Genomic DNA, 22,247 nt, shown 5'->3' on the forward strand with positions numbered 1-22,247 from the left:
CCGCGTCCTGCCAGTCGCGGGCGTCCCAGCCGGCGTGCGCGCTGTCGCGGACGTAGTCGGGCCGCCAGTAGACGCGTTCGCGGCTGCGGCCGTCGGCCTCGACGACCCGGACGGTGGCCGGCGGCAGCTTCCGCACCCCCCGCAGGATGGTCCGGGGTGCCGGCACTATCGAGTGCCACGACAGGTAGTGGTGCAACGCCACCGGGTCGACCGAGGTGTCGACGTCCCCGGCGGCCAGCAGGGCCGGCAGGGTCGAGGCGAACCGCAGCCGTCCGGACCTCTCGGCGAGGTAGAGGGGCTTGATGCCCAGCCGGTCGCGGGCCAGGACCAGCCGGCGCCGGGTCCGGTCGACCAGGCCGACGGCGAACATCCCGACCAGGTGGTCGACGAAGTCCTCACCCCACTCGGCGTACGCCACCAGGATCACCTCGGTGTCACTGGTGGAGTGGAAGGTGTGTCCGGCGGCGCGCAGCTGCTCGCGCAGCTGCGGATAGTTGTAGATGCAGCCGTTGAAGACCAGCGCGAGTCCCATGTCCTCGCGGACCATCGGCTGGCCGCCCGCGTCGGACAGGTCGATCACCGTCAACCGGCGGTGCCCGAGGGCCACCCACCCGCCGTCCCACGTCCCCTCGCCGTCCGGGCCGCGCGAGCGCAACGCCTCGTTCATCCGCAGCACCGCGTCGGCGTCCGGCGGACTGCCGTCGAACCTTGCCTCACCGCTGATGCCGCACACGTCAGGAGGCCCTGGTCGTCGTGGGTGATGCGGGCACCGTCACCACTCCTGTCGTCGGTACGCCTCGCAGCCCGGTACCGGCGATGTGACCGGGGTGTCGGGCCGGAGCGGCCGTCTACCCGTCGTCCGCGTGGTGAAACCGTCCGATCGGTCTACCGGTCACCGACCCGCCCCTCGGCGGCGGCCTGCGACCCGCCGCCGAGCACCCCGTCGGCCCGCACCCGCCACGATCGGGTACGGCAGCGCCCCGCTCAGCCCTGGTCGGGCACGCCCGCCCCGACGCCGGGGTGTTCGGCGCTGGCGGTGAGGATGCGTTTGCGCTGTTTGGCCGGGAGCCTGTCGACGTAGACCAGGCCGTCGAGGTGGTCGACCTCGTGCTGGAAGCAGCGGGCCAGGGTGCCGCTGCCCTCCAGCCGGATCGGCTCTCCCCGCAGGTCGAAACCGGTCACGGCGGCGGTGGCCGACCTGGTCATCTCGGCGTGCTGACCGGGCACTGACAGGCACCCCTCCTCGTCGGCGACGAGTTCCCGTGCCTCGGGCAGGTGCAGCACCGGGTTGACCACCGCCGCCACCGTGTGCGTCCCCGTCGCGTCGGCGCAGTCCACCACGAAGATCCGGGCGCCCACCCCGATCTGGTTGGCGGCCAGGCCCACCCCTCGGGCGGCGTACATGCTGGCGTACATGTCGGCGACGAGCCGGGCGAGGTCGTCGTCGAAGACTGTCACCTCGGCGCACCGGTGGTGGAGGACCGGTGCGCCGTACCGGGTGATGGGGCGTGGAGTGCCGGTGGAGGTCTGCACAGTCACCCATTGTAGGCAGTCGCCTCACGATGGTGATGAAGGGTCGGTGGGCCGGACCGGGGGTCGGTCACCGCACGTCGACGGGGGGCGGCGTGCAGGTACCCGGTCACCACGGTGGTGATCCCACCCTCGTCCTGTTGCACGGGGCGGGCGGGTACGGTCGCATGCTCGCGCCCTACCATCCCGGAGCCGACCGCTGGACCCCGCCGGAGTTCGGTCTGCCCTTCTTCGAACGGATCGCTGCCGACACCCGGCTGGTGATCCTGGACCGGGCCGGGCACCTGCCGGTCGAGGAGCCCGGACTCACCCAGCTCGGGCAGGCCACCGGTGACTTCGTCCGGCGGCACCGGCAGCGGTGACGACGACGCCCCGGCCGCCGTGGAGCAGGGCGGCCGGGGCGCTCGCGGTCAGCGACTGTCGGAGGCGGACCCGACCGGCGTGTCGCTGAGGAAACGCACCCCCGTTGCCGCCTCGGAGACCTGCCAGAGCCGCGCGGCGAGGGCCTGGTCGTCACCCGGGGCGACGAACGGGCGGGCGTGCACCCGGCTGTCCCACTTGCGCAGGGAGGGGCCGAGAAAGACACCCGTCTCGGCGGTGGGGGCGGTGGCGGCGTAGAGCAACGGGATGGTGCCGCGCAGCGGACTCCGGGCCAGGAGGAGTCCGCCCGTCCTGGTGACCGCCCACTCGGCCGCGCCCCTGGCGTTCGCCTGCATGGGTGTCCGCGCCATTCCGGGGTGGGCCAGGAAGCTGCGGACCGGGCTCGCGGTCCGGCGGAGCCGACGGTCCAGTTCGGCGCCGAACAGGACGTTGGCCTGCTTGGACCGGATGTACCGGACACCCCGGGCCTCGACCCGGCCGCCGACCAGGTCGTCCGGATCGGGTCCGCTGCGCAGCAGCCGGTACAAGCCGGAGCCGACGGTGACGACCCTCGGGTCCCGGTCGGGCCGGAAGAGGTCCAGGAGCAGTCCGGTCAGGGCGAAGTGACCCAGGTGGTTGGTGGCGAGGACCCGCTCGAACCCCTGGGCGGAGGGCTCGTCGGTGTCGGCGCTGACTCCGGCGTTGTTGAGCAGGACGTCGATCCGGCGGCCCTCGGCACGCAGGTCGGCGGCGAACTCGCCGACGGTGTCGAGGTCGGCCAGGTCGAGTCGGCGTACCACCAGGTCGCCGGTGAGGCCGGCGCGGGCGCGCTCGCCCTTAGCCGGGTCCCGGACCGCCATGATCACTGTCGCGCCCCGGGCGGCCAGTCGTTCGGCAGCGACCAGGCCGAGGCCGCTGCTCGCGCCGGTGACCACCACCGTACGGCCGGTCTGGTCGGGCATGTCGTCGAGTGTCCAGGTAACAGCCATGCGGCACCTCCGGTCGACCGGATCGGATAACCTATCCGCCCCAACACGACGGTAGCACGCCAGCGGATCATCTATCCGCTCGGTTCGGATGGACTATCCTCCTGGCGTGGGCACCACGCCGTCGACAGACACCGAACCCCTGCGCGCCGACTCGGCCCGGGTACGCGCCCGGATGCTCCAGGCCGCCCGGAAACGGGTCGCCGACGGCGACCTCGAACTGCCGATGAACGCCGTCGCCAAGGCCGCCGGAGTCGGCGTCGGAACCGTCTACCGACACTTCCCCACCCGGCAGGCGCTGCTGGAGGCGCTGGCCGCCGAGCGGTACACCCTTCTGGTCGCCGAGGCCGAACAGGCAGCCGCCGGGCCGGACGTCGCCGCCGAGGTGGCCCGGCTGCTCCGGGCGGCGCTGGAACACCAACGCTGCGACCCGGCGCTCGCCGCCGTCCTCGCCGAACCCGACGCCGCCCGTCAGGAGACCAGGGACCTCGGGCAGGCGTTGGCCGCCGCCGTCGACAGGCTGCTGGAGCGAGCCCGCGCCGCCGGGGAGATCCGCCCGGACATCACCGTCGACGACCTCCGGGCGCTGGTCTGCGGGCTGCAACACGCCGTCACAGTCAGCGGCGACGCCACCGACGACAGGTACCTGGCGATCCTGCTCCGTGGGCTGCGCGCCTGACCCGGCCGGTCAGGTCCGCAGTGGACGGGCGGGAACGGGCGTAACGCCGCGTCGGTGGCCGCTCGGGCTGACACCTCGGATCCGTTTGAACGCCGCGCTGAAGGCGAACGGGTCCGAGTAGCCGACGGCGTGGGCGACAGCGGCGACCGTCGCCGTGTCCCGCTCGACCAGCAGGTCCGCCGCGAGCGTCATGCGCCAGCGGGTCAGGTAGGTAAGCGGTGGTTCGCCGACCAGGTCGACGAAGCGCTTCGCCAGGGTGGAACGCGACACCCCCGTCCGGCCGGCGATCGAGGAGACAGTCCAGGGTGCCGACGGTTCGGCGTGCAGCAGACGCAGCGCCTCACCGACCACCGGATCCCGCTGCGCGGCGTACCAGGGCGGCGGCGTACCGCCGGGCCTGTCGAAGTACTCCCGCACCGCACAGACCAGCATCCAGTCCAGCAGTCGGTCCAGGACCACCTGCTGGCCCGGGGTGTCGGTGGCGACCTCGGTGGCGAGGTGCCCCAGGATCGCGTCGGCCCCACCCCCGGGTGCCGCGCGCAGCACCACGGGCAGCGCCTCCAGCAGCCTCCGGTTCACCTCACCGCGCACCGGGTACGCCCCGACGATCAACGTCGTCGTGCCGTCACCGGAGCCGTCGACGTCATCGGAGCCATCGGCGTCACCCCCATCGGCGTCATCGGAGCCACCGCAGTTGCGGTTCCACCCGATCCGGTGCCGGGTTCCACCCTGATCGGGGGTCGCGCAGTGCTCGCCGCACGGAACCGGCACGGCCCGGGTGCCGACCTCGTCGACGAAGGTGAACGGGGCCGGACCCCGCACGACGACCGTCTCCCCCGCGCGGAGCCGTTCGGGCGGCCGGTGCTCCGGCACGATCCAGCCCGACCCGCCGAGGACGGTGCACAACGTCAGGGGTGCGCCGTCGACGAAGTGCAGGGCCCAGGGCGGAGAGAGCGTCGAGTTGCCGAACAACGAACCCCGGGCCCGCATCCCCCGGAACAGGTCACCGAATGCGTCCATCGACCCGACGGTAGACGACGACCCATGCAGTCCGGCTTCTCACCCATGGCTGCGTCCACTGGCCCTGGCGTCGAATGGAAGTCATGAACAACGACACCACCCTGGTCCTCGGTGCCACGGGCAAGACCGGTCGGCGGGTCGCCGCCCGGCTACGACTCCACGGCGGGGCGGTACGGACCGCCTCCCGGTCCAGCCCGACCCGCTTCGACTGGTCGCACCCCGACGGTTGGGACGCCGTCCTGCGGGGCGTCACCGCCGTGTACGTGGTGCCCCCACCGGTGCCCGGCCCGGTGCACGAGTTCGTGGCGCGGGCCGAGGCGGCCGGCGTACGGCGTCTGGTCCTGCTCTCCGGGCGGGGGGCCGACTCCTGGGGCGACGGCACGTTCGGGGCGGACATGCGGTCGGCCGAGGACGCCGTACGCGGTTCGGCATCGGAGTGGACAGTGCTGCGGGGGGCGAACTTCGCCCAGAACTTCGACGAGGACCTCTTCCACGGCCCACTGGTCGCCGGAGAGCTGGCACTCCCGGCCGGGGCGGTGCCCGAGCCGTTCGTCGACGTGGAGGACGTCGCCGACGTCGCGGCGAGGGTGCTCACCGAACCCGACGGACACGCCGGGCGGATCTACGAGCTGACCGGGCCGCGCGCCCTGACCTTCGCCGAGGCCGTCGAGCTGATCTCCCGGGCGGCCGGGCGGCCCGTCTCGTACCGGCAGGTCTCCCCCGCCGCGTACGCCGCCGAGCTGGTCGGGCAGGGCTGGGAGAAGGAAGACGCCCGTCAACTCGCCGACATGTTCGTGGTGATGGAACGCGGGGTGATCGCCGACCCGACGGACGACGTCGCAGCCGTCACGGCTCGTGCACCCCGGTCCTTCGAGGAGTACGTGGTGCGGGTCGCGGCGGCGGGCGGCTGGGGGCCACAGCGGTGAGGAGCGCCCACTGAACGGGGGCGAGCCCCGGCCGATCCCTCGACGGGATCGACCGGGGCTCGTGGTGGACGTCGGGATCAGGCGAGGTCGAACCGGTCGAGCTCCATGACCTTGGTCCAGGCCGCCACGAAGTCGGCGACGAACTTGTCACCCGCGTCCCGGCCGGCGTACACCTCGGAGAGGGCCCGCAGCTGGGAGTTGGAGCCGAAGACGAGGTCCACCGCGGAGGCGGTCCACTTCACCTCGTCGGTGGCCAGGTCCCGGATCTCGAACACGTGCTCGTCGGACTCCGACGCCTTCCACCGGGTGCCCGGGGAGAGCAGGTTGACGAAGAAGTCGTTGGTGAGCACCCCGGGGCGGTCGGTGAGGACACCGTGCGGCGTACCGCCGACGTTGTTGCCGAGCGCCCGCAGGCCGCCGACGAGGACCGTCATCTCCGGCGCGGTCAGGTCGAGCATGTACGCCCGGTCCAGGAGCAGCACCTCCGGCTGGGTCTTCTCACCGGGGCGCAGGTAGTTGCGGAACCCGTCGGCCCGGGGTTCGAGGACCCGGAACGACTCGACGTCGGTCTGCTCCTGGGCGGCGTCGGTGCGCCCGGGCCGGAACGGCACAGTCACCTCGACCCCGGCGTCGCGGGCCGCCTTCTCCACCGCCGCCGACCCGGCCAGGACGATGAGGTCGGCCAGGGAGATCTTCGCCCCGCCGGCCTCGTTGAACTCCCGACGGACACCTTCGAGGGTCTCCAGGACCGCCGCGAGCTGCTCGGGCTGGTTGACCTCCCAGCTGCGCTGCGGCTCCAGGCGGATCCGCGCGCCGTCGGCGCCGCCGCGCTTGTCGGTGGAGCGGAAGCTGGCAGCCGAGGCCCAGGCGGTGGAGACCAGCTGGGCGGTGGTCAGACCCGACTCCAGGACCTTCGCCTTGAGAGCGGCGACGTCGCCGTCACCGACGAGCTCGTGGTCGACGGCGGGCACCGGGTCCTGCCACAGCTGGGGTTCCGGCACCCACGGCCCGAGGAACCGGCTGACCGGGCCCATGTCACGGTGCAGGAGCTTGTACCAGGCCTTGGCGAAGGCCAGCGCGAACTCGTCGGGGTTCTCCAGGAACCGGCGGGAGATCTTCTCGTACTCCGGGTCGACGCGCAACGACAGGTCGGTGGTGAGCATCGTCGGCTTGTGCTTCTTGGACGGGTCGTGGGCGTCCGGGATGATCGCCTCGGCGTCCTTGGCGACCCACTGCTTCGCGCCGCCGGGGCTGGTGGTGAGCTCCCACTCGTAGCCGAAGAGGATCTCGAAGAACCTGTTGCTCCACTCGGTGGGGCGGTCGGTCCAGGTCACCTCCAGACCGCTGGTGATGGTGTCCCCGCCCTTGCCGGTGCCGTGGGTGCTGAGCCAGCCCAGACCCTGCGACTCCAGCGGGGCGGCCTCCGGCTCGGGGCCCACGTGGTCGTCGGCGACGCCGGCGCCGTGGGTCTTGCCGAAGGTGTGACCACCAGCGATGAGGGCGACGGTCTCCTCGTCGTTCATCGCCATCCGGGCGAAGGTCTCCCGGATGAAGTGCGCCGCCGCGAGCGGGTCGGCGTTGCCGCGCGGCCCCTCCGGGTTGACGTAGATCAGCCCCATCTCGGTCGCTCCGACGCCGGGGGACACCTCCTTCTCGGAGACGTACCGCTCGTCACCGAGCCAGGCGTCCTCCGGGCCCCAGAAGATCTCCTCGGGCTCCCAGACGTCCTCCCGGCCGAAACCGAACCCGAAGGTCTTGAACCCCATCGACTCCAGGGCGACGTTACCGGCGAGGACCAGCAGGTCGGCCCAGGAGATCTGCTGGCCGTACTTCTGCTTGACCGGCCAGAGCAGTCGGCGGGCCTTGTCCAGGTTGGCGTTGTCCGGCCAGCTGTTGAGCGGGGCGAAGCGCTGACCGCCGTCACCGGCGCCACCGCGGCCGTCCTCGATGCGGTACGTCCCGGCGGCGTGCCAGCTCATCCGGATCATCAGGCCGCCGTAGTGGCCGAAGTCGGCCGGCCACCAGTCCTGCGAGGTGGTGAGGACCTTGACGATGTCCTGCTTGAGGGCATCGACGTCGAGCTTGGCGAACTCCTTGGCGTAGCTGAAGTCCGGCCCGAGCGGGTTGCCCTTCGAGGAGTGGGCGTGCAACACGGAGAGGTCGATCTGGTTGGGCCACCAGTCCCGGTTGGTACGCGGACGACCACCGGTACTCGGGGTGGGCGAGTCGATCGCCGGGTTCTCACTCTCACTGCCGTGCGAGGTTACGGAGTCGTGCGCGACCGGACAGCCGGCCGCTGCCTTCTCGTCCACGCCCTGGGCGCTGGAGGGGGCGTTGTCCTGGGTGCTCATCTACTTCCTTCCGGGCTGACGGGATCACTGGGAGGTGCGTGGGGTCGTCGCACAGTCGGGGCAGGTGCCCCAGTAGACGACCTCCGCCTCGTCGACGACGAACCCGTGGTCGTCGGAGGCGGTGAGACAGGGAGCGCTGCCGAGGGCGCAGTCGACGTCGGCGATCGTGCCGCAGGAGCGGCACACGACGTGGTGGTGGTTGTCCCCCACCCGGGACTCGTACCGGGCGGTCGCGCCGGCCGGTTGGATGCGCCGCACCAGGCCGGCGTCGGTCAGGGCGCGCAGTACGTCGTAGACCGCCTGGTGGGAGACGGTGGGCTGGTCGGCCCGGACCAGCGCGATCACCGTGTCGGTGTCCACGTGCGGGTGGTCACGCAGCGCCGCGAGCACCGCCAACCGAGGCCGGGTCACGCGCAACGAGACCGACCGCAACTGGGTCTCGAAGTCGGACGTCATCCTCCGAACATAGTCCACTGTTCTGGAATCAATCTAGTTTTGCGGTCGAGCCCGTCGTGTCGTCCCCCACCGGACCCGCCCCGGAGACCGGGACGATCCGCCCAACCGGTCGGCTACCGGGTCAGGCGCGGGCGGTAGGCCGGACGTCGCCCCCGGCCCCGGCCAACCGGGCGAACGGACCCCCCGCCCCCAGCAGCGCCGCCGGCGGCCCCCACTCCACCAACCGACCGCCGTCGAGGACCAGGACCAGGTCGGCGTCGACGACGGTGGAGAGCCGGTGCGCGACCACCAACCGGGTCATCGGAAGGGCCCGCAGACCGGCCTCGACCCTCGCCTCGGTCACCGGATCCAACGCGCTCGTCGCCTCGTCCAGGATGAGCAGCGCCGGATCGGCCAGCAGCGCCCGGGCCAGGGCGACCCGCTGACGCTGCCCACCTGACAACCCCGCCCCGCCGTCCCCGAGCCGGGTCTGCAACCCCATCGGCATCGCCGCCACGTCCTCGGTCAGCGCGGCCAGGTGCAGCGCCCGCGCTATCGAGGTCTCGTCGGCGTCGGGGCAGGACAGGGTCAGTGCCTCCCGGAGGGTGCCCGCCCCCACGTAGGTCTCCTGCAACACGACGCCGATCTGCCGACGCAGCGAGGACAGGTCCACCCCGGCCAGGTCCACCCCGTCGACGTGGATGCGCCCCTCCGTCGGCGCGTACAGCCCGGTCAACAACCCGACGAGGGTGCTCTTGCCGCTGCCCGAACCGCCGACCACCGCCACCTTCGTACCGGGCCGCAACACCGCTGTCACCTGACGCAACGCCCAGGGGGAACGACGGTCGTAGCGGAAACCGACCCCGGTCAGGGTGACCAGTCCGCTCAGCGCGGCCACCGGCCGCCCCGGCAGGGCCTGCTCGACAGGGGCCTGCGCGATGTCCGACAACCGGTCCACCGTCGGTGCCAGCAACGTGAACGACGGCAACCGCTGGGCCAGCGCCACCGCCGGGGTGACAGCGGCGACAGCGAGGGCGGCGAGACCGGCCGCCCGGCCCGGCGAATCGGCCTGCCCGGCCGCCACCAGCAACATCAGCACCGGGCTGGCGACCGACCAGGCGGCGAGGAGGGCGTCCGAGACCGCCGAGAGACGGGCGAGCCGGTACGACGCGGACATGCCGCGGTCGAACGACTCCCGCCACCGGTGCAGCACCCGCACCTGCGCCCCGGCGACCCGGATCGCCGCCATGCCCTGCAGGGCGTCGGCCAGCCGGGCCGACTCCTCACCCGAGGCGAGCAACTCCTCCCGCTGGAGGGCACCGGAGCGGCTGCCGATCCAGAGCGCCGTCACGACCTGCGCCAGGATGACCCCGGCGGCGGTCAGTCCCAGCACCGGAACCAGCACGGCGACCACTGTCAGGTAGCCCAGCACCAGGACCGTGTCGAGCGCCGTGGCCACCAGCGACGACGCCAACAGGTCCCGTACCGCGCCGGCCGCCCGGACCCGGTCGACCAGGTCCCCCGCCGACCGCCTGTCGAAGTACCGGTAGACCACGGCGAAGAGCCGGGTCACCGCGTCGACTGCCAACCGGGTGCCGATCCGGCGTTGCAGGGCCGTCACTGCCAGCGCCCGCGCCAACGACAGCGCCCCGGTCACCACCGCCAGCCCGACGACGGCGGCCGGCCAGACCGCCGGCGGGGGCGCGACGCCGTCGATGATGGCGGCCGTCGCCCACGGCACGGCCAGCCCCGCCACCGTGATCAGCACGGACGCTGCCGCCAACACCGTGAGCAGCCGGGCGTTGCCGCGCAGCACCGGTACGAGCAGGGTCCGCACCGGCGCGGGAGCCGGGCCGGTCGGCGGCGGCGCACCGGCGGGCTCGGCCAACAGCACCACCCCTGTCGACCCGGCCGAGAACTGGGCGGCGGAGAGCCGCCGTCGGCCGACCGCCGGGTCGACGACGTCGATCCCGCGTCGGCCGACCCGTTCGACCACCACGTAGTGGTCGCCGTTCCAGTGCGCCACCAACGGCATCGCCAACTCCCGCAGCCGGGTCGCGTCGTGGCGCAGCGCGGGCAGCGCGATCGCCCGGCAGCGCAGCCCGAACTCCTGCGCGGCGTCGCGCAGGTCCCGCAGGCTCAACCCGTCGCGGCCGACGTCGAGGTGGGCTCGCAGGTGGGCTGCGGGAACCGGACGACCCGACGCGGCCAGCAGCATGGCCAGGGCGCTGGGCCCGCAGTCGGTGGCGGCGACCTGGAGCACCACCGGCACCCGCCGCCGACCGATCACCGCAGGGCTGCCGTCCGGTCCCGGGGCAACCAGAACCACTCCACGTCCGTCTCCGCCCGCCGCCGGGCCAACCAGGCGTCGAAGACGGCCCGTTCGACGAGCGGCCTGGTGGTCTCGTCAAGTTCGGCCGGTTCCCGCGCCGCCACCACCGCCGTCACCGGCGTCCCGTGGACCACTGTCGCCACCGGCCCGGTGGCGTCACGCACCTCGGGTGCCGCCGCTGCGGCGACCGTCCGGAACACCCCTGCCGTCCGACCCGCACGGACGGCAGCAGCCACCGCCGCGAGTGCCGCCGTACCGTCCGAGGGGACCTCCGCGTCGGCGATCCAGGCGACGACGAGGGTGTCGAACGTGGCCCGGTGCCGGGTGAACCACTCCGGCACCCGGTCGCCGACCACCCGGTCGCGGAGCCGTCGCACCGCCACGGTGTGGGCGACCAGGTCGGTGAAGTCCTCGGTGGACAGGCCCCGCTCCGCGAGCCACCGGGCCGTCGACGCCGGGTCGAGCAGGCCCTTCGCCCGACGGTAGGCGTCCGCCGCCGCCTGGAGTTCCTCCTCGCCGACCTCGACCGGGTGCAGCTCCAACTCGGCGGCGATCAGGCCGGTGTCGACCAGCCGGACCAGCACGTCGTGGTCGTACCAGAGGAAGTCCAGGGCGGTCAGGGCCTCCCCCACCCGCATCGTCCGGGGCCCGACCCGGGCGAGGTGGTGGTCGGAGTGCCGGATCGCCCCCCGCAGGGGCCACGGCAGCGACGGTGCCGGACTGTACGCGACGGAGACGGTGCCGCCGGGCTCCCGTAGCAGCAGGTCGAACGAGACCGACCCGTCGCTGCTCTCCTCGTCCCTGACGATCGCCGGGTCGGCCTGCGGCCACCGTCCGCGCAGGGACGCCAGCCGTTCCCGGGCGTCCGGGAGCGTGGCCCGCGCCACTGTCAGCTCCCGGACCAGGGCGAGGGCCTCGTCGAGCAGGGTCGGGTCCACTGTGGTCACGAGGCGGCTCCGGGGGTGGCGGCGGCCTCGGTGAGCAGATCGACCACGGCGGCGGTGATGGGCAGCCCGGTCTCCTCCTCCACCCACAGGTACTGGCCGCTGGGGTTGATCTCGATGTAGACGTACCTGTCGTCGGGGGTGACGATCATGTCCAGGGCGCCGTAGCGCAGGCCGAGCAGTCGGGTCAGCGCCACGCACCGCGCCGCGACCTCCTCGGGCAGGTCGTACGTGCTCCACGGCGTGTTCCGCTCGTCCTGGCGACGCCAGTCGTGGCGGGCGTGGTTGGAGCGCTGCGAGTCGACGGCAGCTGTGAACACCCGGTCGCCGACGACTGTGACCCGCAGCTCGACCCGCTTGGGCACCCGGGCCTGCGCAATGAACGGGCAGTGCCGCACCCCGTCGACGTGGACGAGGTCCCGGTGGCTGACCGGCTCCGTGTACCGCATCAACTCGTCGCCGACGGCCGACAGGCCCACCTGTTTGGTGATCAGCGTCCCGCCGGTCCGGCCGAACAGGTCGAGCACCGCGTCGGGGTCGTTGCCCACCACCGTCGCCGGTACGTCGAAGCCGAGGCGCACCGCGAGCTGGAGCTGGCGAACCTTCTGCTGCGCCCGCAGGACCACCGGTCGGGGGGCCGGCAGGGCCGGCACGTCAAGGGTCTCCCAGACGTCGCCGACGAACTGGCGGGACTCCTCGACCACGAAGGTGGCGTACGGGTCGTCGAGGTGCGCCGGGGCGACCGGGGTGCCGGGGCGGCGGAACCAGACGGCGGTGACCGCGTCGAGGTCGACGACGCGGGGGCTGCCGGTGTCCGGATCCGCGTGCCGGACGAGGGTGCGGGTCACCCGCCCGTCGTCCACGCAGACGGTCAGGGAGGCCCGGGACGGCACGTCGGCCGGGTCGAAACGGACCCAGGTGGCACCGCGCCGACCCAACTCGGCCTCGGCCGCGTCGGCGTGCACGTCGTCGGGGGAGGTCAGGATGAGGATCATGTGGGCTCCGGACGGGTCACCGTCGACGGCCTGGCCACGCCGGGTGCCCGGGCCGTCGACGGCGGTGATCAGAAGTCGGTGTCGGTGTCCGGGCGTCCCCCGCCGGGGATGTCGTCGATGGTCTTCGACGAGCCCGCACCGTTGCGGGGGAGGCCGCCGAGCATCCCGGCGAGCTGGTCGTCGGCCAGCTCCACCCCGTCGGCGGGGATGACGTCGATCTTCACGGTCTTGCGCTTCATGGCTCTGCCTCTCCAAGACGCCGGCCGACCGGCCGGGTGCACAGCAGTGTGAGCCGCCGCAGACTCCCCTGACACCAGGGTTTTCCCCAGGGTTGGACCCCGGTTCTACGCTCGCGGCGTGTCTACCGAGATCGCGGCCGAACGGCTGCTGTCGGCGGCCGACGGGGCCGACCCGGAGCAGGCCGCACGTCTGCTGTTCCAGGCGTTCGTCGCACTGTCGCGTACGGCCGACAGCCACCACCTGCTCACGCTGGTCTCCCGCGCGCAGCGGGTACGCGACCGTAGCGGTACGGCTGCCACGGAACTCATCTACCGCACCCTCGCCGGGACGGCGGCCACCCGCGCCCGGCGACCCGACGGCCCGGACCACCTCGACCGGGCGGTACGGATCTTCGACGAGAACGACTTCGGTGCCGATCCGGTGCTGGTGGAGTGCGCCCTGACGGCGGTGATGACGTTGATGCGCCCCGAACAGGCCCGCCGCTTCGCCCCGCTCGTCGACACCCTCGTCCTCGACCAGGTGGACCGGGCCCGACTGCTGGCGTTGATCGGGGTCGGCGACGCGTGGGCCGGGAACCTGGTCCGGGGGCAGGCCGAGCTGCGGGAGGCGGCGCGGCTCGCCGCGCTCTGCGACAGCCTCGACGTGCAGGCCGAGGCGACCTCGTGGCTGGCCAAGTGCGACGCGCTGCGCGGTGACCTGGAGTCGGCGGCGGCCAACCTCGACCAGGCCCGGGAGTTGGCCGCCCGGGTCGGGTCGGCCTGGGTGGCCCACCACCTTCCCGAGTGCACTGCCATGCTGGCGTTCGCCCGGGGTGACCTGGACGCGTGGGCGGGGCTGCTCGAACTGGTGGTCGCCACGGACACCGGTGTCACCGCCGGGCTCCAGCACGAGCACCGCTGGGAGTTGGCCACCCACCACGCCCAGGCCGGTCGGCCGGAGGTGGCCGCCGGGCTCCTCGCGGGCGTCGACGACCCGCCTCGCGGGTGGCCGGGCGGGACGGTGTTGCCGGCGTGGCGGGCGTGGATCCTCGACCTGGACTCCCCCGCAACCAGCGCGACGCTCGCGGCGTCACTGGACGAGTTGACCCGCCCCGTCGAGCAGTTGCTGGCTGCCCGCCTGGCCTGGCTGCTCGGCGTCCACCACGGGCTGGCCGGCCGCCGTGGTGAGTCGGCCCGGCTGCTGGAGCGGGCGTGCGCGGGGTACGCCCGGACCGGTGCCGCCGGTCTCCTCGCCCTGGTCCTCGACGACCTCCGTCGGCTCGGTGGTTCCCGGACCACCGCGACGACTGCCGTCGCACCGGCGCCCGCCGACCGGCAGCCGACTCTCGACCTGGTCCCGAGGTGGGTGTGTTCGACAGGTGAACCGGCGCTGACCGGGGCCGAGACGCGGGTGGCGGCCGCGATCGCCGACGGGCTGAGCAACCGGGAGGCGGCGGGTCGGCTCTTCGTCTCGGTCAAGACGATCGAGTTCCACCTGGGCAACATCTTCCGCAAGCTCGGTGTCCGCAACCGGACCGAACTCGCGGCCCGCCGCGCCCGTACCGGCTGAGACCGCGTCGTCGCCGCGTGCCGGTGTCGTGGGCATCGGCACCTGCGGGCGTTCACCGCACCGCCACCTCACGTGCGGGCCGATCGGCGATCGCCGCCACGAGGAACCCGGTGACCAGGAAGACACCGCCGAGGACCAGCCAACCGACCGGTCCCCTGCCCACCACCGCCACTGTGAGCAGCCCCGGGCCGAGGACGGCGATGCCGCTGGCCCCCAGGTTGTAGAGGCCCAGGTAGTAGTTGCGTCGGTCGGCCGGGGCCAACTGGAACGAGACACCCCACCCGCCGGCGGACTGCCACAGCTCCCCGAAGGTCAGGGCCACCGCGGCGAGCAGGACCACGGCCGTGGCCACGGCGGGCGGTGAACCGGCCGAGGCGGCGGCCAGGACGCAGAAGACGGCCAGGGCGACACCGGCACGCCGCTGGAGCCGCCCGGCGTGCCCGAGGTCGTCCCCGCCCCGGCTGAACCGGACCTGCAGGGTCACCGCGAGGACCGTGTTGACCAACAGCACGACCCCGACGATCGGCTCGGGTGCCGACGTCCGGGTGATGATCCACAGTGGCAACGCCACCGACAGGATCACCATGTGCAGGAACAGGACGCCGTTGAGCAGGGCGAGCCCCAGGAACCGCAGGTCCCGCCAGGGTAGGGCGGCGAGCGCCGACACCGGGTCGGCGGTGGCGGCGACCCGGGGCAGGCCGTGGCGTACCCGCAGCAGGAGCAGGGCGGTGAGCACGAACGCCGTGGCGTTGGCGAGGACGAACCCGGTGTACGCCGCAGGACCGGCCAGGGTGATCGACAGGGTGGCGGCGAGCGCCGCCAGTGAGTACGCGGCGTTGCGGATCACCGCCACCGCCGCCATCGTGCCGACAGGTGTCCCGGCTCCGGCGATCGACCCGGCGATGGACTGCAGGATCGGGGTGACGGCGTTCTCGACCATGCCGAGGAAGCACGCCACCAGCAGGAACTGGGTGAAGTCGGTCAGGAACGGGTAGACGAAGAACCCGAGTCCGCGCCACAGCTGCAACGCGATCAGGGTCTGGGGTGCACCGATGCGGTCGGCGACCCGCCCGATCGGGACGACGCAGAGCAGCCCGCACAGGGCGGCGACGGACAGCCCGGTGCCCACCTGGGCGGTGGTCAGACCGATCACCTGCGTGTAGAACAGCGCCGACCCGGCGAGGAAGAGCCCCCGCCCGGCGGCGTCGATGAAGACCGCCACCAGGAACGTCCGGGCCGCCGGACCGTCGGGCAGCCTGCGGAGCAGGAGCAGGTCACGCCCGGCCAAGCGGGCCCGCTCCTCGGCGACGACCGTCCCGCAGGTCACCGGCGGGGTTGGCCGGTGACCAGGCGTCGTCCACCGGCGGCTGCGGCGTCCCCGCACCCGCCCGACGCGTCTGCACTGCGGTACCGTCCCGTCCGGTCATCGTGACCCGGCGGCGACGCGGGCGATCATGGTGGTGACTATCGACATGACCGCGTGCCCGGTCATGCCGCCGACGTCGTGCGCGGGCGCGAACTCCATGACGTCGTACGCCAGGACGTGGTCGGGGATCTGCTCCAGCAGGGTCGACAGCACCGCGGTGTCGAGGCCGCCCGCCACCGGCGTGCCGGTGCCCGGCACCACCGAGGCGTCCAGGACGTCGATGTCGACCGAGACGTAGAGCCCGTCGGTCCGCTCGGCGAGGTCGGTCGCCAGCCGACGGAACCGGTCCAGCGCCCCCACGCGGTCGTCACCCACCTCGGCGGCCCGCAGCTCCGTCACGCCGAGCTTGGCCAGGTACTCGGGCTCGCCCTCGTCGTAGGCCCTGGTGCCGACCAGCAGCACGTCCTCGGGGCGGACCGCGCCGTCGTCGAGCAGCCGACGCAGCGGCGACCCGTGCGACAGGTGCGACCCCTGGTAGTGGTCCAGGACGTCGGGGTGCGCGTCGAACCAGATCAGACCCAGGCGTCTGCCCCGCGCCGCCGCCCCCACCATCGGGTACGTCGACGAGTGGTCCCCGCCGATGCTGACCACCGGGGTGTCGACGGTGTCGAACACCTCCCGGTAGACGTCACGGAGGTGGGCGATCGTCGCGGTCAGGTCGAACCGCTGGGTCGCCACGTTCCCGGCGTCGCGCAGACGCAGGTGCGAGAAGTCGACGCCGTGCCGGCTGATGCGTTTGCCACGTCGGGACAGTTCCCGGACCCGGTCCGGCCCCAGGGACGCACCCCCGGCCCCGCCCGCCCCGCCCTCGAACGGCACGCCGAGGACCACCAGGTCCGGTGCCTCGTCGGCGGCGGCCGTCAGCCCGGACCAGAGACCGGCCGCAGCCGGGACGCTCTTCCACATGCCGTCTCCTCAGGGCAGTGCGGCGGGCGTGAAGTCGATCGGATCGCCCTGCCTGATCCGGTCGGACAGTTCCTGCATCGGCAGCACCACCGCGCAGTAGGAGGCCAGCCACTCCAGGGCGCGGTCGCGGTCGGCGTCCCGGGTGGAGACCACCCCGTCGGAGGGGACGATGACGTTGTAACCCCGGAAGTGCGCGTCGGCGGCGGTGGTCTGGATGCAGACCTGGGCCTGCATCCCGGTGATGATCACGGTGTCGAGGTCCCGGGAGGACAGGAACGAGTCCAGTTCGGTCTGGAAGAACCCGCTGTCCTTCTTCTTCTCCATCACCACGTCGGAGGGCTCCACGAACTCGGGGAGCATCTCGGCACCGGGGGTGCCCCGCAGTACCGGGATCCGCCCCTCGTGCAGCTCGATCTTCTTGTCGCCCTCGTCGTAGACGAGTTGCAGGTGCACGATCGGAACGCCGAGCGTCCGCATCTCGGTCAGGAACCTGACGAACGCCGGGGTCATCCGCTCCACGTTCGCCTTGCGTTGACTGTTCTTGTCGACCAGGTCTCGCTGTAGGTCGTTGGTCAGGACCGCGTAGCCGGGCATGTCTTTCCCTCTCAGATCCAGCGGTGTACGGCTGTTGCCGCATCGTCGAAGCCGACCCGGACGTCCAGCCGCTCGTCGGGTGGGATGTAGGAGTTCGCGAACAGGTCGTACACGCCACCGGCGCCGACGGTCAGCACGTCGCGCAGCGGCGCGGACAGCACGGTTCGCAGGTACGTGGTGTCCACCCCGCCGTTGCCGAGCACGTCGGTGGCGTACAGGGTGCGCAACCCGTCGTCGGCTCTGTCGAAGAACAGCGGGGTGCCGGCGATGAGGCCACCGGTGTCGACGTCGGCCACCAGGGCGGCCTCCTCGTCGAGCCCGTGCCGGTTCAGCAGCCCGGCCCAGCCGTGGGCGAACCGGCGGAAGTAGACGAGCGACCCCGGGCCGACCAGGGGCCGGATCCCGGTGTAGAGGAACATGCTGACCTGCAGGGACACCGCCGGCACCAGGTCGTCGCAACGGAGGTGGTCCACCAGGGCCTGCCGTCGCAGTGGGACGCTCAACTCGGCGAAGCGCGGGTCGTGGGGCACCAACCGGTCGCCGTCGACGTACATCCGCAGCAGCTGGCGGTGGTCGGGGTGACGGCGCCAGAAGAAGTGTGTTCCGGTGCCCGTCGCCTCGTCCCAGGCCACGACGACGCCCCGGAAGGTGTCGAGGACGTCGTCGCGCAACACCGGGTCCAGCAGCGCGGCGGCGATGTGGTTGTCCCCGGCGAGCAGCTCGATCAGCAGGTTGCGGGTTACCTCTTCGGCGTTGAGGTACAGCAGTTCCGGGACGGGCTGCCGGAAGAGCATCGGCCAGGTGGCGCGCAGCGCCATCGCGATCTGGTCGCGGTGGCGGTCCCGGTCCCCCGGCCCCAGCTTGTTGAGGATCTCCTCGTAGTGCACGAGGAAGTCCCGGTCCGCCGGGGTGAACTCGGCTAACCGGCCGCCCCGGCGCAGCCGTGACACGAAGTCGAAGGTACGGCTGGGGGCGTGGTAGATGACGTCCCGGTACTCGCTGTGGGAGAAGTACGCGACCCGCCGCCCCCGGAACTGGAACCCGTTGCGCAGGTAGTAGTTGCTGGGGGGCACGTTGCTGCAGGAGAAGGTGACGATCGGGCGGGTGACGTCCCCGTGCAGCAGCCGGGCGGCGTTGGCGATCACGTTGGTGCCCAGCAGCAGCGGATGGTTGAGCAGCTGGTGGTGGTCGACGATGTTCACGGCGGTCAGGTCGGCCGCCTCGACGACCGGCGCGTCGGCACCGAACGTCGCTGTGGCGACCCGGCGGGCGGCCCGCGCCAGCTGCTCCTGGCGGTGGGCGTGCACCTGGTGGCGGGGGCGGTGGCGCAGGCCGGCGGAGTACTCACCGAGGGGGGTCGGATCGGCGTAGTACGGCGCGATGATCGGCACGTACCGCTTGATCTGCTCCACCGCCAGTTCGAGGTCTGCCGGAAGGCGCCTGTCCAACGTCGCTCCTCGCCCTGCGTCGGCGGGTCCTCCGCCTGGACTGTCCTGTGCTGCCCGCCGGTTCCTTCACCCCGGGGTGACCGGCCCGGTGTCGCCGCCGGCCCGGTCGCCGAGGGGTGCGTGGTCAGCGCTGCGGTACGGGCTTGAGGGCGCGGTCGAGCAGGGCGTCCCACCAGGTCTGCATCGCGTCGATCGCCGCGTACGCGCCCTGTTCGAGGTCGTGCTGGTCGATCTGCTCGCCCTCGCCGGGGGCCCGGGCCGCCGCGGTGACGTCGACGAACTCCGCGAGGCCGTCCTTGTGCCCCTGCTCGACGCCCTCGTCGAGGTGGATGTCGTGGAACTTCTTGATCAGGCTGCCCTGGTAGGTGTGGCCCCGACGCTCGCACACCTCGCGGCACAGCTCGAAGAACGTCTCGTGCTCGAAGATCGCGGCGGTCTCGGTGGCGTAGAGGGTGCCGAGTGCCCGGGACGGGTTCGGTGCGGACAGTTCACGCACAGTGGTCAGGAACGCGGTGGTGGGCGCGAACTCCTCGCGCTCGTCGACGTCGGTGCCGATGTTGCGCATGCCCTGCCGGTACATCGGGGCGTGGCCGTCCTCCTCGTCGATGTTGCGCTGGAGTTCGACGGTGACGCCCTTGTCCGCCAGCTTGGCGGTGCAGTCCCGGGCGAGCGACAGCAGCTCCACGTTGGCGTACGAGAACTGGTAGTGCTCCTTGATCAGCCACTCGAGGGATTCGATGTCCAGCTCGGGGAGCTGGTCCATGATGCGCTTCTTCGTGGTGACGGTGAACTTGTCGTTGCGGGCGTCGATTCGCTGCGACAGCCGGGGAGCAGTGCTCATTTTCCGACCCTTCCTCGGATGGTGTGTGCCGCACTCGGGCGCGTACGGGAAAAATGGTTCTCAATGCACGCGTGAAGCCAGGATCCGATATCGGGAGCGACTGAATCCTAGGCAGGATCCAGCGGGCAGAGCAATGGTCGACCAACCGTGTGAGTGTGAGAAAATTCATAGATCCATGTCGATGCAAGATCGAGGGAGTGGCCGTAGTTTCTGCACGTGAACGACGTTCGTACGGCTGCGGTCCACCGCCAGAGAGGATGCAGCACAGTGCAACAGACCCACGAATCAGACATCGAGTCGGCCGCAATTTCGGGACTCCTCGACGCATCACTGACGGTAACCCACGACCGGCACGGCCAAGCCTCGCTACTCATCAAGGTAGGCTCCCCCGGATCGACTCCGGGCGAATGCGACACGATAGAACTCGTCCTGAATTCGGCAACCGCCGACGAGATCGCCGAACTCCTCCGCGACGACCGGCCCGCCCGACACTCAAGCGCCGTCCAGTGTTCGATCGGAGTGCTTCGCCGTCGCTGACGTCACCATTCCCGGACCCGGACGGCGGGCGGGCCCGACGAACCGGGCCGACGCAGTCGACCCGCGCCGACCACCGAACGCGAAGAGCACGACGCAGACCCCGACGGCCAGGACGGCCCCGGCCGCCGACGCCGCACGGTAGCCACCCACTCCGGCGACACTCTGACCGGCGAGACTCAACAGGGCCAGCCCCACGGCCAGGCCGAACTGCTGGGTGGTGACCAGCAGACCCCCGGAGAGCCCGTGCTCGCCACCACCGAGTGCTCCGCTGGCCTGGATGCTGGCGACGACGCCGACCAGGACGAGCCCGTAGCCGACCAGGCACGTCCCCACGACCAGCCACCCGAGAGCACCGTCGCCGACCGGGGTGACCGCGAGGGTGGACATCCCCACGGCGATCGCCGTCATGCCCAGGTAGAAGGTGCGGGCGACACCGAACCGCGCGGTCAACGCCCCGGCCGTCTGCGCCCCGGCCGCCGCAGCTGCCGCGTCCGGCAACAGCAGGAGCCCGGAGGCCGCCGGTGACCACCCCAACGCCGACTGGGTGAAGGAGGTGACGAAGTAGACCATCCCGCCGCCGGCAGCCGCAGCCCCGGCACCGACCAGGTTCGCGACGAGGATCGGCCGACGGCCGAGGAAACCCACTGGAACGAGGGTGAACGTGGCGCGGCGGCGGCGCACCCGTACGGTCACGACGACCGCTGCGGCCACACCGAACCACAGCAGCACCGCACCGGGTCGGGTACCGACCTCCGCCAGACCGGTGCAGGCCACGATGAACGCCGCCGCACCGACCCCGATCTGCACGGCACCGACCCAGTCCGGGGGCTCGGTCACCGCCGGGGGTATCCGCGGGACCACCCGCCCGACCAGCACCACCGCGGCCACCGCGAGAGCCGTACAGGCGACGAAGACCGCCCGCCACCCGGCCGCCGCGCTCAACACCCCACCGAGGACGGCACCCATCGCGAACCCCAGGGACGCACCCGCCCCCCACCAGCTCAACGCCCGAACCCTGGTGCGCCCCTCGAACAGGGTCGTGACGGCCGCCAACGCGGCGGGCATCGCCGCCGCCGCCGACAGCCCCTGACCGACCCGGCACACCACCAGCACCCCGAACGTCGGCGCGACCGCCGCCGCGACCGAGGTGACGGCGAAGCCCCACAGGCCGATCGACAGGACCCGGCGCAGCCCGACGGAGTCCGCCAACCGGCCACCGGCGAGCAGGCCAGCCCCGAGCGCCACCGCGTAACCCGACAGGACCCACTGGAGATCGGCGGCTCCGACGTCGAGCTCGGCCGCGAGCCCCGGGAGCGTGACGTTGACTATCGAATACTCCAGGGCGACCAGGAACGGCACGAAGCACAGGGCCGCGATCCGGGCTCGGGAACGCGCAGGCGTCACGGCCGCGCCACGGCGTCGACGCGGGGGAAGACCGGCAGGTGGCAGAGGGAGACCACCTCCGGCCGCCGCTCCCCCTCCGTCGCCACCGCGAGGGTCTGCACGACACGGGCCCCGGCGGCACGGATCAGCTCCCCGAGCGCCACGAGGGTGCCCCCGCTGCTGACCACCTCGTCGACGATCGCCACGGCTCGACCGCCGACGGTGGCGGCGTCGTCGTCGCCGAGGACGAGCTGTTGCGCGGCGGCGGTACCGATCGTCTGGACCGGCACGGTCAGCGGCGCGACCATGTTGGGTCGGATCTTCTTGCGGGCCACCACGTACGGTCGTCCGGTCTTCTCGGCGAGCTTGTGGGACAGCAGGATGCCACCCGTCTCCGGGCCCACGATGACCTCGACCGACGGATCCAGGCGGGCCGCCAGTTCGTCGGCGGCGGCCTCCACCAGGGGAAGGTCACCGTAGAGCTTGAGGAACGCGATCTCGATCTCCGGGCCGACCGGCACGATCGGAAGGTCGCGGTGCAGGCCGCCGACGGTGATGCGGTGGGTGTTCACGATCTGGCTCCTTGCGGGGTCGGACAGGGCAGGGCGTTCGCGAGGGCACGTCTGAGCTCGGCGAACCGGGCGCGGTTGGGCACCCGGTCCGGAAGCACCGTGCTGCCGAGCACGAGTTGGTCGGCACCGGCCCGCACCAGGTCGGGTGCGGTGACCGGCCCGACGGCCCCGTCGGCCTCGACCCGGTCGACGGC

22 protein-coding genes are annotated in these 22,247 nt (G+C 72.2%); 4 read left to right on the forward strand and 18 right to left on the reverse strand.

Annotated features, from left to right (window positions below; genetic code table 11):
• A partial coding sequence (locus ABT336_RS21295) for an asparagine synthase family amidotransferase (RefSeq protein ID WP_502891226.1) occupies positions 1-733 on the reverse strand: 733 nt, incomplete at its 3' end.
• Between the two features lie 251 nt (positions 734-984).
• Complete coding sequence (def, locus tag ABT336_RS21300; RefSeq protein ID WP_350898381.1) at positions 985-1,533, reverse strand: peptide deformylase; 549 nt, start codon at positions 1,531-1,533, stop codon at positions 985-987.
• 164 nt (positions 1,534-1,697) lie between these two features.
• On the opposite strand from def, the gene ABT336_RS21305 reads away from it, so the two are divergent.
• Positions 1,698-1,892, forward strand: a complete 195-nt coding sequence (locus tag ABT336_RS21305) for an alpha/beta fold hydrolase (RefSeq protein ID WP_350898382.1) — start codon at positions 1,698-1,700, stop codon at positions 1,890-1,892.
• A 48-nt stretch (positions 1,893-1,940) separates the two neighbouring features.
• On the opposite strand, the gene ABT336_RS21310 is transcribed toward ABT336_RS21305, so the two are convergent.
• A complete protein-coding gene (locus ABT336_RS21310; protein WP_350898383.1) occupies positions 1,941-2,879 on the reverse strand; it encodes an SDR family NAD(P)-dependent oxidoreductase in 939 nt (312 codons plus the stop codon).
• Positions 2,880-2,985: 106 nt separating this feature from the next.
• Here ABT336_RS21310 and ABT336_RS21315 point away from each other — a divergent pair, with 106 nt between their 5' ends.
• A complete protein-coding gene (locus ABT336_RS21315; RefSeq protein ID WP_350898384.1) occupies positions 2,986-3,555 on the forward strand; it encodes a TetR/AcrR family transcriptional regulator in 570 nt (189 codons plus the stop codon).
• Positions 3,556-3,564: 9 nt separating this feature from the next.
• Here the strand turns inward: ABT336_RS21315 and ABT336_RS21320 are convergent, their stop codons facing one another.
• Entirely contained in the window at positions 3,565-4,575 is a 1,011-nt protein-coding gene (locus ABT336_RS21320; RefSeq protein WP_350898385.1) for an AraC family transcriptional regulator, read from the reverse strand.
• Positions 4,576-4,658: 83 nt separating this feature from the next.
• Between ABT336_RS21320 and ABT336_RS21325 the strand changes: the two genes are divergently transcribed.
• Positions 4,659-5,501, forward strand: a complete 843-nt coding sequence (locus ABT336_RS21325; protein ID WP_350898386.1) for an NmrA family NAD(P)-binding protein — start codon at positions 4,659-4,661, stop codon at positions 5,499-5,501.
• A 77-nt stretch (positions 5,502-5,578) separates the two neighbouring features.
• Here the strand turns inward: ABT336_RS21325 and katG are convergent, their stop codons facing one another.
• The 6 genes from katG to ABT336_RS21355 all read right to left on the reverse strand — a co-directional run bounded on the left by katG (position 5,579) and on the right by ABT336_RS21355 (position 12,797).
• Positions 5,579-7,852 (reverse strand): catalase/peroxidase HPI, encoded by a 2,274-nt coding sequence (gene katG, locus ABT336_RS21330; protein ID WP_350898387.1) that lies wholly within the window; start codon positions 7,850-7,852, stop codon positions 5,579-5,581.
• Between the two features lie 24 nt (positions 7,853-7,876).
• Positions 7,877-8,308: a Fur family transcriptional regulator gene (locus ABT336_RS21335; protein WP_350898388.1), complete on the reverse strand. Its 432-nt coding sequence runs from the start codon at positions 8,306-8,308 to the stop codon at positions 7,877-7,879.
• 121 nt (positions 8,309-8,429) lie between these two features.
• The gene (locus ABT336_RS21340; protein WP_350898389.1) at positions 8,430-10,616 is read right to left on the reverse strand and encodes a peptidase domain-containing ABC transporter; all 2,187 of its coding nucleotides are present in this window, start codon (positions 10,614-10,616) and stop codon (positions 8,430-8,432) included.
• A complete protein-coding gene (locus ABT336_RS21345; RefSeq protein WP_350898390.1) occupies positions 10,574-11,566 on the reverse strand; it encodes a TIGR04500 family putative peptide maturation system protein in 993 nt (330 codons plus the stop codon). The genes ABT336_RS21340 and ABT336_RS21345 overlap by 43 nt, the downstream gene beginning before the upstream one ends.
• A complete protein-coding gene (locus ABT336_RS21350) occupies positions 11,563-12,558 on the reverse strand; it encodes an ATP-grasp domain-containing protein (protein ID WP_350898391.1) in 996 nt (331 codons plus the stop codon). Before ABT336_RS21350 ends, ABT336_RS21345 begins: the two co-directional genes overlap by 4 nt.
• Positions 12,559-12,626: 68 nt before the next feature.
• A complete protein-coding gene (locus tag ABT336_RS21355) occupies positions 12,627-12,797 on the reverse strand; it encodes a putative ATP-grasp target RiPP (RefSeq protein ID WP_350898392.1) in 171 nt (56 codons plus the stop codon).
• 118 nt (positions 12,798-12,915) lie between these two features.
• On the opposite strand from ABT336_RS21355, the gene ABT336_RS21360 reads away from it, so the two are divergent.
• On the forward strand, positions 12,916-14,346 hold the full coding sequence (locus ABT336_RS21360) for a LuxR C-terminal-related transcriptional regulator (RefSeq protein ID WP_350898393.1): 1,431 nt from the start codon (positions 12,916-12,918) through the stop codon (positions 14,344-14,346).
• Positions 14,347-14,398: 52 nt separating this feature from the next.
• Here ABT336_RS21360 and ABT336_RS21365 read toward each other — a convergent pair whose 3' ends face one another.
• The 8 genes from ABT336_RS21365 to ABT336_RS21400 form a co-directional block, all read right to left on the reverse strand.
• The gene (locus ABT336_RS21365) at positions 14,399-15,634 is read right to left on the reverse strand and encodes an MFS transporter (protein ID WP_350898394.1); all 1,236 of its coding nucleotides are present in this window, start codon (positions 15,632-15,634) and stop codon (positions 14,399-14,401) included.
• A gap of 135 nt (positions 15,635-15,769) precedes the next feature.
• Positions 15,770-16,678 (reverse strand): arginase family protein, encoded by a 909-nt coding sequence (locus ABT336_RS21370; RefSeq protein ID WP_350898395.1) that lies wholly within the window; start codon positions 16,676-16,678, stop codon positions 15,770-15,772.
• A gap of 9 nt (positions 16,679-16,687) precedes the next feature.
• Complete coding sequence (locus ABT336_RS21375; RefSeq protein ID WP_350898396.1) at positions 16,688-17,272, reverse strand: cysteine hydrolase family protein; 585 nt, start codon at positions 17,270-17,272, stop codon at positions 16,688-16,690.
• Positions 17,273-17,283: 11 nt separating this feature from the next.
• Positions 17,284-18,720 carry a hypothetical protein gene (locus tag ABT336_RS21380; RefSeq protein ID WP_350898397.1) on the reverse strand — a complete coding sequence of 479 codons (1,437 nt, stop codon included), beginning with the start codon at positions 18,718-18,720 and terminating at the stop codon, positions 17,284-17,286.
• A gap of 124 nt (positions 18,721-18,844) precedes the next feature.
• Positions 18,845-19,561, reverse strand: coding sequence for a DUF3865 domain-containing protein (locus ABT336_RS21385; protein WP_350898398.1), 717 nt, complete (start codon positions 19,559-19,561; stop codon positions 18,845-18,847).
• Between the two features lie 492 nt (positions 19,562-20,053).
• The gene (locus tag ABT336_RS21390; RefSeq protein WP_350898399.1) at positions 20,054-21,502 is read right to left on the reverse strand and encodes an MFS transporter; all 1,449 of its coding nucleotides are present in this window, start codon (positions 21,500-21,502) and stop codon (positions 20,054-20,056) included.
• Positions 21,499-22,053: a phosphoribosyltransferase family protein gene (locus ABT336_RS21395; RefSeq protein WP_350898400.1), complete on the reverse strand. Its 555-nt coding sequence runs from the start codon at positions 22,051-22,053 to the stop codon at positions 21,499-21,501. Before ABT336_RS21395 ends, ABT336_RS21390 begins: the two co-directional genes overlap by 4 nt.
• A partial coding sequence (locus ABT336_RS21400) for a hypothetical protein (RefSeq protein WP_350898401.1) occupies positions 22,050-22,247 on the reverse strand: 198 nt, incomplete at its 5' end. The genes ABT336_RS21400 and ABT336_RS21395, both read right to left, overlap by 4 nt.

Origin of the sequence: Micromonospora sp. NPDC000207, assembly GCF_040300925.1 — a bacterium.
Taxonomy (GTDB): Bacteria; Actinomycetota; Actinomycetes; order Mycobacteriales; family Micromonosporaceae; genus Micromonospora.

Excerpts from the sequence above, each read along its gene's own strand:
- ABT336_RS21320 (WP_350898385.1), bottom strand. The coding sequence starts at position 4,575 with ATGGACGCATTCGGTGACCTGTTCCGGGGGATGCGGGCCCGGGGTTCG.
- ABT336_RS21385 (WP_350898398.1), bottom strand. The coding sequence starts at position 19,561 with ATGAGCACTGCTCCCCGGCTGTCGCAGCGAATCGACGCCCGCAACGAC.
- ABT336_RS21350 (WP_350898391.1), bottom strand. The coding sequence starts at position 12,558 with ATGATCCTCATCCTGACCTCCCCCGACGACGTGCACGCCGACGCGGCC.
- ABT336_RS21310 (WP_350898383.1), bottom strand. The coding sequence starts at position 2,879 with ATGGCTGTTACCTGGACACTCGACGACATGCCCGACCAGACCGGCCGT.
- ABT336_RS21305 (WP_350898382.1), top strand. The coding sequence starts at position 1,698 with ATGCTCGCGCCCTACCATCCCGGAGCCGACCGCTGGACCCCGCCGGAG.
- ABT336_RS21370 (WP_350898395.1), bottom strand. The coding sequence starts at position 16,678 with ATGTGGAAGAGCGTCCCGGCTGCGGCCGGTCTCTGGTCCGGGCTGACG.
- ABT336_RS21335 (WP_350898388.1), bottom strand. The coding sequence starts at position 8,308 with ATGACGTCCGACTTCGAGACCCAGTTGCGGTCGGTCTCGTTGCGCGTG.
- katG (WP_350898387.1), bottom strand. The coding sequence starts at position 7,852 with ATGAGCACCCAGGACAACGCCCCCTCCAGCGCCCAGGGCGTGGACGAG.
- ABT336_RS21325 (WP_350898386.1), top strand. The coding sequence starts at position 4,659 with ATGAACAACGACACCACCCTGGTCCTCGGTGCCACGGGCAAGACCGGT.
- ABT336_RS21375 (WP_350898396.1), bottom strand. The coding sequence starts at position 17,272 with ATGCCCGGCTACGCGGTCCTGACCAACGACCTACAGCGAGACCTGGTC.
- ABT336_RS21355 (WP_350898392.1), bottom strand. The coding sequence starts at position 12,797 with ATGAAGCGCAAGACCGTGAAGATCGACGTCATCCCCGCCGACGGGGTG.